Source organism: Xanthomonas vasicola (assembly GCF_000772705.2).
In the GTDB taxonomy this organism is placed as follows: domain Bacteria; phylum Pseudomonadota; class Gammaproteobacteria; order Xanthomonadales; family Xanthomonadaceae; genus Xanthomonas; species Xanthomonas vasicola.
Genome location: NZ_JSBW02000040.1, coordinates 161,308 through 168,485, shown reverse-complemented (window position 1 = coordinate 168,485; position 7,178 = coordinate 161,308). Strand labels below are relative to the sequence as shown.

Genomic DNA, 7,178 nt, shown 5'->3' with positions numbered 1-7,178 from the left:
GTACGCATGGGCGGAAATTGCAAGAAACCAGCCTTCAGCGTAGCGAACACTGGTAGTTTTAGCACGCCGGTGCAGACATCAAGGCCTTGCGGTCGTTGGGTGGTTGGGGTTTTTCAGGGGCGACTAACTGACGCGACGCCTCGACATCTCTGCTGCTGGGCGAATCAATTGGCCAAGTCTGGCTTGGATTGCCGATATGTCCCGGCATCCGTGCGTGCATTGCGCGCTGGATGATCAGTCAGTCCGGCAGCCACGCCTTTCGCCAATGCTCCAGATTGCTGCCGCTCAACATCCAGTCGCGCCGCACCACCTCGCGCAGGGCTGCTCCCTTGGCGCGCGCCGCAGCCAGGTCGGCCAGATGCTCGCGGATGGCTCCGATCCAGTCGCGGTAGCGGTTCTTCACCAGCGTTACCGGCAGGGTGCCCTGGTAGCAGCGCACGTCGCTTGCGATGACCGGATACCCGCAGGCACCGTATTCGAGCAGGCGCAAATTGCTCTTGCACTCGTTGAACAGGTTCTGCTCCACCGGTGCCAGCGCCAGATCCAGCTCCAACGCCGCCAGTGCGGCCGGGTAGTGATCGATCTGCACGCCTGGCTGGAAGTGGTGGATATGCTGGCGCAGCGCGAACGGGTACATCCCCATGAACACCCATTCGACTTCGTCGGCCAGCTCGCGCACCACATCGGCGATCAATTCCAGATCGCCGGTATGGCTGGCACCGCCGGCCCAACCGACCCGCGGCTTGCCGCCCTGGCGCTCGGCCCGTGCGGGCAACTGCTCCCACCAATGGGGCGGCAAGCGGTTTTCGGCCACCCGGATATCGCTGTGCAAGCCGGCGAACGCTTCCGCCAGCGCCGGAGTAGACACAACGAAACGGTCCACCATGCCGAGACCGCGCCGCACCGTCTTGAGAATGTCCTTGGGCATGTGGTCGCGGTGCGCATTCTTTAGCGGCAAATTGGGCAGGTAATCGTCCAGCTCGTACACCTTGAACGCGCGTGACAACGCCTTCATCCGCCGCATTGCCTCCAGCCGCGCCTCGCCGACCTGGCGTTGCAGGATCACCACGTCGGGATCCTGACGCGCCAGCTCGCTGATCTCCAGATAGCCGTTGAACAGCACCCCTTCGGCAATTCCGCCCTCACGCAAGGCGCGCAGCGGCTGGATCACCCGATAGTGGCCACAGCCTTCGATATCGGCCGGCAACGCGATCAGGCTCGGCAGCGGCCGCCACGACTGCAAGGGACGCCAACTCGCGCGCGGGTCTGCCAGCGAGAAGCCGGCGCCCGGGTCCAATGAAAAGCCCGCGTTGTAGGCCGGGTCGTTGGCCATCACCGGTAGCCACCGTGCGTACATCGCTTCTTCGTCCAGCGCTGTGGTGGGTGTTGCCTCAGGCGGGTCGATCAATAACTGCGCGCGCGCTGCGAAGACATTGAGGTAGCCGGCTTGCTGCAGGCGCAGGCACAGATCGACATCGCTCCACTGCGCCAGCGCCGGCTCCAGTGCGAAGCCACCGGCGTCCATGAAGAGCTGGCGCGGCAGCATCAGGCATTCGCCGCTCAACGCGCTGTAGTTCTGATCCAGCTGCAGACGCTGCAGATAGCCCGACTCATCGAAGGCGGCACCTTCGAACGCGCGCGTTGCCGGTGCCCCCAGACCCAGCAGCATGCCGGCGTGGTGCACGGTGCCATCGCCGCGCAGCAACTTGCCAGCGACCGCACCGACCTCCGGGCGCAGCGCATGGTTGAGCAATTGCTCCAGCCAATCGGCTGTCATCACCGCCGCGCCGGCTGCCAGCCACAGCAGCACGTCCCCACGTGTGTGCTCGGCGGCGGCATTGCAGACCGCTTCGCGCGATGGCTCGGCATCAAAGCGCAGCACGCGGATCTGCTGCATGCCCAGGGTGTCGATGCCAGCCAGCCAGTCGCGCAGGTCTGGCGCGGTGGTGCCGCGATCCAGCAACAGCACCTCGTAATGCGGGTAGGCCGTGTTGGCCAGGATGCTTTCCAGGCAGCGCTGCACCTGCGGCAGGCGGCCATCGACCAGTACCAGGATGCTCACCAGCGGCTGCTGCGTATGGCGGTACTCCACCGCATGCCGGCCTGGCCCCGCGCTGTGCACCACGGCGTCGACGTAGCCGCGTTCGGCGAGATGACGCGCGATGGCTTGTCGTTCGTCTTCGTCGGCATGCTGCGGCGTGGCCGATGCGATCAGCAAGGGCTCGGCGACATGACGAATGCAGGCCAACCCGTAACGCTCGACCAGGCCGAGCTGGTAATCCAGTTCGAGCGCCGCGCTAGGCTCGATAGGGAAGCCGCCATCGGTCAGCAGCGTGCGATGCCGGAACACCCAGTGCCGCGATAGCGTCGTCGGCGCGCTCAACAGCATGTCCAGATACAGCGCCGGCCGTAGCGCAAGCCCGAGCTGGCCGTTGTCCAACGCCATCACCTCGTCGGCGTAGATGGCCTGGCAGTCGTCCGGTAGCGCGAGCATTTCCAGTGCCAGCATCAGCAAGCCGCTGCTGGTGAACCGGCTGCCGGCATCGACAAGCAGCACCCAATCGATCGCCTCCTGTGCGGCGATCACCCGATTGAGTGCTGCCGCCAAGCCGTGCGCGTCGATCAGCACGCCGCGCTCGCCGTATTCGGCAACCTGCTGCGGGGAGCTGCTGATAACCCAGGTGTGATGGCGTTGATAGCAGGCCACCGCGTCCAGGCTGTCCCGCGTTGCTGCCACCCCCGCGGTATCGCCGTGACGGTCGATCAGCAATACCGCGATGCGCGGCCCACCGGCGTGCGCCTGCAAGCGCGCTTCGATCAACGCACGCTGCACCGCATTCGGATGGCGCACGCCCAGCCAGGTGGCCGGCGACACGCGCTCGGCCATACCAGCGCTCTGCATGAGCGCATTGACCAGATCCACCGGCTTGAACACGCGCGCCTTGTGCGGACTGAGCGGAGCCACGCGCACCAGTCGGTTGTCGCCAGTCTCGCGCCGCCAACCAAGTTGACGGATGCCTTGACGCAAGTCTTCATGCCCCTGATCGCCGATGCCTGGCTGATCGCGACCGCCCTGACTGAACTGCGCACTTGAGACACGAAACTGCGTGAGCGGGCTGGCCAGCATCGCCAGATTGCCATGGCGTAGCAGCTTCACGTAGATCGCCAGATCGCCCACCCAGTGAATGGTCTTGCCATTCAACGCCATCAACTCGTTGCCCAACGCCAACAGATCGGCGCGCCGTGCCAGCACGCAACTCGGCTCACCGATAAAATTGATGGTGTGGTCGGCCAGGAACGACACCAACTCCGGCCCGTCGATCAGCACGTCGTCGGCGAACGGAAAGCAGGTGGCCAGGATGTCCGGCAGCGGTTGCCCGTCGTCATCGATGCGTACCCGCCGCGAGGACGCCATCGCCGTGCCCGGGTTGCGCTCGATCGCCTCGACCAATTGCGCAATGCAATCGGGCTGCAGCACATCGTCGTCGTGCAGGAACTTGATGTACTCGCCCTGCGCAAGGCCAATCCCTCTGAGTTTGCTGCCGAGCTCGCCCAGGCGAGCGGGATTGCGGAAATATCGGATCGGGAAAGGGCATTCCAGCGCATGCCGCGCGACGCACTGCTCGATCGACGCATTGGCACTGTCGTCGCAGACGATCAACTCGAGCCTGGGGTAAGACTGCAAAACTACGCTCGTAAGCGCTTCATCTAGATAGCGCAGCTTGTAGGCGGGCATCACGATGCTGACAAACGCACGCGTGGCCGAGCGATCTTCCGGGTGGTGCATCATGGGTCAATGAGCAGTTCGAAAATAAGGGCATGCAGCGGAGTCAATAGGGCAGACAGCTGAAGATCCGGCATCGCTCTATCTTTTCCACTCGTAGATGTTCCTGGGCTTACTCCGCCCAGGGCGGAGGTGCGGCGCCAGCGACCGGCGATGCATACAACACGAGATCGTAGTAGTGGCCGGGAGAGTGCTGGCGTAGGCGGAAGTGATAGCCCTCCACCAATTTGTCCAGTTGTTCGACGATATCCAGTAAATCCTGGGCGTAGTGGTAGACACAAATAGCCATACGGGGGCGCTGGGTCCTGATGAGGTGAGATGCGCCTTCTAATGCCCTGGCTTCAAATCCTTCGATGTCCAACTTCAGTAGCGTCAGCTTTTCCAATTCGTCGTCCAGGCGCGTCGTCGCTACTGAGATTCCGCCACCCGGCGATACGTGGCTGGAGACGGTGCCAGTCTCCTCGAAGCGCAGCGTGGTCTGTTCGTTGGAGATGGCTTTTTTTAGCGCCTTGAAATTGTGCGGGGGAAGGGGGAAGGCGCTCGCAATGCTCTCCAATTTCTGGAAGTTGATGCGATCCGGTTCAAAGGCGGTGATGCTTTCGTAGCGATGGCGGGATGCTTCGAGAAACTTATGCACGATAGGTCCCTGGAAGGCACCGCCATCGCAGAAATGTTCACGCTGGCCAAGCTGGAACGTGCTGGTATCTGCGTATTCTGAAAAATACTCGTTGATCGGCGTCGCCCAGCAGTCCAATAGGAGTCTGGAATCGTAGGTCAGGCGGAACAACAGGTTGCTGTAGAGCGTAAAAACGCTGAGATCGTCGTCCAGTCGATCCGCAAGACGCAGAAATTCTTCCAGGCGCACAAGTGTCCGCTGACGGTACACCTGGGCAGGCTCGTATACGGCGGGAAGCCCGCAGTGCGCAACGGCCAGGCAGGCATCGACCCTGTCAATGCCTGCTTGCTCGCAGAGCTTGCGAGCCAAGCCCGATTCTCCGGGGCTGTAAGAAAAATCGATGGCCAATGCCTGGGAATGCTGAGCCGCTTGTTCGATGAACTGGCGCGAACTCCAACGCGGCACCCCATGAACGGTATCGCTGTCGCTTGGCTCGTCATCAATGGCGGCAATGACATGACTGGAGCGCTGGACGATCTGTGGTCCATAAATGTTGCCAAGGCCCGAGCGCGGCTGAAGCAGAAAAAGGGGGCGCTGCTCGAAACTTGGGATCGGCGGATCCACCGAAGGCGCAACGCTCAGTTGCTCAATACCCGCGCTTGCGCACAGGTCATTTGCAAACGCCCGCCCGCGCAGGCTGCAGGAGAAATCGATAGCGATTGCATCGGCATACTGGCCCGCCTTGGCAAGAAGCTCCTGACTACTCCAGCGCGGCGCGCCGTGGATGTAGTCCAGATGGATGCTTTGGTCATCAATTGCGGCAACGACATGGTGCAGGTGGGCAACGATGCGGGGGCCGTGCACCATGCCTACACGGGACTCGGGAGCGACGAGGAATACAGGGCGGTTGGCAATGGCGGGTAGGCGCGCAATGACATCTTCGAGTGCAGGGCGCTCCTGCTCCGCAATACGTAGAATCCGTTGGCGAAGCTGCTCATTTCTTGAGTTCATGAACGTCACGTCCCATAGGTATGAATGGGGTTGTCGTAGCGGGCGTCGAAATAGGTTTTGGCAGGCACGTCCTCGCGGTAGACACGCGGCCAGCCAAGTTCGCAGCTTCGTCCCACCTTGACGCCCCGGTGCACGATGGCGCCTGTCCGCAGGACGCTATTGCTGCCAATCTCGACGCCCGCGCCGATTTGCACACCATTCTCTATCCAGCATGAAGATTTGACGCGGCATGCCGGTCCGAGGTGCGCGCTGGCATGGATCACCGTGTTGTAGTCGATCTTGCACGCGTGCCCGATGACAGCATTGGCACCCACAAATGCGTTGAGACCGATGACCGCGTCGGTGCCGATCGCTGCGCTGGGGTGGATAAAGGGCTCCAGCTTGAAGCCGCGTTCCATCGCTGCCTGCATCAGTTCTACGCGCTTGAAGTTGCCGAAGCGTTCGTCGAACGCCACGAACATGGCCCCGTCGGTCGGATTCAATCCATCCAGCACGCCAAGATCGAATTCGTGTTCGGAGTCTTGTGGTACCTCAATCCTGACGACCATCTCGTCCTGACGCGCCTGCTTCCATGCGTGGAATGCCAGGTCGAGGTATTCGCTGCGGCCGATGATCCACCTAGATTTCATGTTCGGTCTCCATCAGCAGCGCGTACCAGCGTTCGACCAGCCGATTCATGGATTCATAGGCTCCCTGGGTGGGGAGCGGTGCGTCTATGTGCAATGCCGCCTGCACCCGCTCCATGATGTCAACGTCTTCTCCCACAACGACCTTGCTGCCGTGCATCTGTGCCAGTAGCACTTGGCTGGAAGAGCCGTAAGGCTGTTTCTTGCGGGCACTAAACCAATAGATTTCCAGGTCGGTGCGGTCCGGTGCGACGGGAATGTGGTGTTCCAGCGTGAAGGAATACCCGCCATTGGAACTGGCGATGTGCATGTTCGGGAAGACCAACCAATTGAAGTAGGCATCCTGCGTGCCCCAGCGTTCCACTTTCTCGTGCCAGCCAAAGTGTTGAAGGTTGGGTATGGGTGCGTCCGGGCCGCCGTAACTGAAGCGGCGCATCTCGCGTCTCAAGGCAGCGGGCGAGCTGTCTTGCAAGGCTTCCATGGACTCCTTGGCGTGTTCTTGGTTTACCTCGGCAACGAAGCTAACGCTCTTGGCTAAGGTCTTGGGGTGGACGAAGCGCGGGTGATTGGCATCCCGAAGATTTTCGTAAGCGAGTTTCCAGTTGTACCGGCCGCGCCAGGTGGTCACCATGACCTCAGTGTCATAGGCGTTGGAGCTACTGTCCAGCAAGGCGATGAAGTCTGCCGAAAACTGCTCCTCGATTGGCATCGGGTTGGGATCGAGGTTGACGAATAGCAGGTTCCCCACTTCATGCAAGGCGAATTCCCGCAATTTCAGGCCGCGTCTTTCCTCCTCGCCGAAGCCATAAAGGGCATCGCATTCGGGGATGTTCTCGACCTGACCGTCGGAGTCGTACTTCCATGCATGGTAAGGGCAGACCAGCGGGCGCTTTCCCACCGCAGTGGTCTGCAGCAGCGCGCTGCGGTGCAGGCAGACATTCTCGAACGCGCGCAGCCGGCCCTTGAAGTTCTGGATCAGTACCGGAATGCCAGCGAGCCTGCGAGTGATGAAGCAGTTGTTGTCGGGCAGCAGCGTCTTCAGGCCGGCAAACAGCCACGCCTTGCGGAAGATCTTGCGCTGTTCACGCTCGAATATGTCCGTCGACAGATAGTAGCTGGGGTGCATTCGCGATCGCATCGG

Annotated in this window: 4 protein-coding genes; all 4 read right to left on the bottom strand. The window is 61.6% G+C overall.

Annotation, left to right across the window (positions count from 1 at the left end; all coding sequences use genetic code 11):
• Positions 1 to 238: 238 nt before the first annotated feature.
• A complete protein-coding gene (locus tag NX05_RS11055) occupies positions 239 to 3,736 on the bottom strand; it encodes a glycosyltransferase (protein WP_039438105.1) in 3,498 nt (1,165 codons plus the stop codon).
• Positions 3,737 to 3,896: 160 nt separating this feature from the next.
• Positions 3,897 to 5,420 carry an FkbM family methyltransferase gene (locus NX05_RS11050; RefSeq protein WP_039438056.1) on the bottom strand — a complete coding sequence of 508 codons (1,524 nt, stop codon included), beginning with the start codon at positions 5,418 to 5,420 and terminating at the stop codon, positions 3,897 to 3,899.
• Positions 5,417 to 6,040: an LbetaH domain-containing protein gene (locus NX05_RS11045; RefSeq protein WP_039438053.1), complete on the bottom strand. Its 624-nt coding sequence runs from the start codon at positions 6,038 to 6,040 to the stop codon at positions 5,417 to 5,419. The genes NX05_RS11050 and NX05_RS11045 overlap by 4 nt, the downstream gene beginning before the upstream one ends.
• Entirely contained in the window at positions 6,030 to 7,175 is a 1,146-nt protein-coding gene (locus NX05_RS11040; RefSeq protein WP_039438050.1) for an aromatic ring-hydroxylating oxygenase subunit alpha, read from the bottom strand. The genes NX05_RS11045 and NX05_RS11040 overlap by 11 nt, the downstream gene beginning before the upstream one ends.
• Between the last annotated feature and the right edge of the window lie 3 nt (positions 7,176 to 7,178).

What these genes read in the sequence shown, in the direction of transcription:
- NX05_RS11055 (WP_039438105.1), bottom strand. Translation starts at nt 3,736, where the DNA reads ATGCCCGCCTACAAGCTGCGCTATCTAGATGAAGCGCTTACGAGCGTA.
- NX05_RS11045 (WP_039438053.1), bottom strand. Translation starts at nt 6,040, where the DNA reads ATGAAATCTAGGTGGATCATCGGCCGCAGCGAATACCTCGACCTGGCA.
- NX05_RS11040 (WP_039438050.1), bottom strand. Translation starts at nt 7,175, where the DNA reads ATGCGATCGCGAATGCACCCCAGCTACTATCTGTCGACGGACATATTC.